Genomic DNA, 2,017 nt, shown 5'->3' with positions numbered 1-2,017 from the left:
AAGCAGGGCGGCCTGACTGACCACAGGTGCCGGGAGCCGGCTCGCAACCGAGGCTCTCGCATCCACTACCGGCCGGGCGTCCCGGTCCGGCGCCGGCACGTCGCCGTACGCGGTCCGGCCCGCGGCGGTCGCCGCCGGACGGGCTCCGAACTGCTCAGCGGTGGCCGCGGCGAGAGCCTCGGCGAGGACACGTTCGTCTGCCAACTGAGCGTTCAGTCGTTCGACACGACGCTCGGCGCGCCACTGCAGGACGCGCTCCCACGCTGCGGAGACGCCGAAAGACCGATCAGTGGTGACGGTGTAGTTGATGGTGGCGAGGGCGAGCCCGAGAGCGCCCGCCCACCAGGGCCAGTAACTGTTCATGCGGGGCCAGTGATCCAATCTGCGAGTCGGGTCCACCACCTGCGCCGCGTCGATCGCCTCGATCGGGTCGACGGGACCGCGGACGGGCGCGGAGCGGGTACGGGTGGTGCGGGTGCGGGGCTGGAGCCGCGGGCGGGCATCGGCGGTTCCGGTGCCGGCGCGGGCTCGAACCGGGCCGCAGGCGTCCACGGGAGCCCACCGTCGATTCGCGACGGCGGCGCCTGTTTCAGTTGTGCCCTGACAGACCCGTCTGCGGTGGGAACGACTCTCAGGTGCAGCGCGTCGGCCCCGTTCGGCAGGAGTGTGATCGGCACGAGCTGGCCCGTTCTCGACAGCTGGTACCGGGCGCAGTCCCGCCAACCGTGCGCGCTGTCGCAGTAGCTGTCCCGCCAGCCGTGCACGCTTGAATTGAGCAGTGGGAAGAGCGGACATTCTCCGGTGTGGGAGCAGCCCATCTCGCTCCGATCTGATCGACGCGCCGCCCGGGTGGCTGGACGGCAGGACGTGATTCGGCGTTGCAGATCGCGACATCGAGCATACTCAATGAATTGGTGGCGTCATCACGCGAGCGACCAGAGTGCGTACGCCCTGCGCGGTGCCCATCCGCGGTTGAGTCCGGCCGCGTCGTTGCGTCGGACCATTGGCGGGCACTGGAGGTGGTGCCGGTTGTGGAGGCTTTCAAGCTCCCGGGACGCGTGAGGCCACGCGACGCGGGCTTACGTCTCTCCTACGCCACCGGCGCCATCGCGTCCAGGGTCATGGCACAGTTCTGCAGCCGGCCGACGTTCAGACGCGCCGACGCCCCCGGCGCCGCCAGCGGGCCGAGGGCGTTGACGCCACGATGGGTCGGGTCAGCAGTGGCCGATCGCCGACGGGACAGCGACCGGCGACACCGCGCGGGGCCCGTCGACGAATGTGCGGTGCCACAGCTCGAACTGCATCAGCGCCCAGATCCGGCCGGAGTGGTCGATGCCGGCGTCGTGCTGGTCGAGCAGGGCGGCGACCGCGTCCGGCCGGAACAGGCCGCGGCCGCGGGCGGTCGCGTCGGTGAGCACGTCGCGCGCCAGGTTGCGCAGCTCGGTGCGCAGCCAGTTCCCCAGCGGCACGCCGAAGCCCATCTTCGGCCGGTTGATCACTTCCGCCGGCAGCCAGTCGGCGACCGCCCGCTTGAGCAGGTACTTCGTCTCCCTGCCGCGCACCTTGAGGTGGGCGGGCAGCCCGGCGGCCCACTCGATCACCTTGTGGTCCAGCAACGGCGCACGGGCCTCCAGCGAGACGGCCATCGTGCTGATATCGACCTTCGCCAGCAGGTCACCGGGCAGGTACATGTTGAGGTCACTGTCGATGACGCGACCCACCGTGGAGTCGGCGCGGGAGGCGTCGAACGCGTCGTCGAGCAGGCGGTAGCTGTCGACCTCAGCCAGCTGGGTGCGCAGCGCATCCGTGTAGAGCGCATGCTTCTGCTCGGGCGTGAAGTACGACAGGATCCGCGCGTACCGGCGGTGCGGCGGCTGGCCGAGCAGGTGCAGGCCGCGCCCGGCCTGGGCGAGGAAGCTCCGCTCCGGACTGCGCCTGACGAGCGTCGCGCCCACCCGCGCCAACGGCCACCGGACAGGCGCGGGCATGCGGATCCGCCCGAACGCGGCCATGTACG

2 protein-coding genes are annotated in these 2,017 nt (G+C 71.0%); both read right to left on the bottom strand.

Features of this window, described 5'->3' with window-relative positions; genetic code table 11:
* A partial coding sequence (locus HC031_RS32115) for a hypothetical protein (RefSeq protein ID WP_205863513.1) occupies nucleotides 1-363 on the bottom strand: 363 nt, incomplete at its 3' end.
* Nucleotides 364-1,214: 851 nt separating this feature from the next.
* Nucleotides 1,215-2,017, bottom strand: an 803-nt coding sequence (locus HC031_RS32110; protein WP_240943297.1) for an asparagine synthetase B family protein, incomplete at its 5' end; no start/stop codon positions are given.

Origin of the sequence: Planosporangium thailandense, assembly GCF_011947195.1 — a bacterium.
Taxonomy (GTDB): Bacteria; Actinomycetota; Actinomycetes; order Mycobacteriales; family Micromonosporaceae; genus Planosporangium; species Planosporangium thailandense.
This window is presented reverse-complemented; position numbering and strand designations above follow the sequence as displayed.